Source organism: Streptococcus sp. HMSC076C08, assembly GCF_001810825.1.
In the GTDB taxonomy this organism is placed as follows: domain Bacteria; phylum Bacillota; class Bacilli; order Lactobacillales; family Streptococcaceae; genus Streptococcus.
The window spans coordinates 45,911-46,373 of record NZ_KV802725.1; the positions used below are offsets into that span (position 1 = coordinate 45,911).

Here is a 463-nt window from a genome sequence, read left to right on the forward strand (position 1 = left end):
GGCTCAATACCAAACAGAAGAGCCAACAGTGGCTCAAATGGAAGAACTCAAAGTCTTGGTAGCAGATGAATTGACCAAATACGCATCATCAATGCTCCTTGACCCTGAGTATGGACTTCCAGCTACAAAAGCGCTTGCTCCAAATGCTGGTCTTCTCCTTGCTTATGAAAAAACAGGATACGACACAACAAGCACTAAACGCTTGCCTGACTGCTTGGATGTTTGGTCTACAAAACGCATCAAAGAACAAGGCGCTGATGCTGTCAAATTCTTGCTTTACTACGATGTAGACAGCTCTGACGAACTCAACCAACAAAAACAAGCCTACATCGAACGCATCGGTTCTGAGTGTGTGGCGGAAGACATTCCATTCTTCCTTGAAATCTTGGCTTACGATGAAAAAATCGCTGATGCTGGCTCTGCAGAATACGCCAAAGTAAAACCACACAAGGTTATCGGTGCT

Annotated in this window: 1 protein-coding gene; it reads left to right on the forward strand. The window is 44.7% G+C overall.

Annotation, left to right across the window (positions count from 1 at the left end):
• A partial coding sequence (locus tag HMPREF2766_RS10355; protein WP_148131187.1) for a tagatose 1,6-diphosphate aldolase occupies positions 1–463 on the forward strand: 463 nt, incomplete at both ends.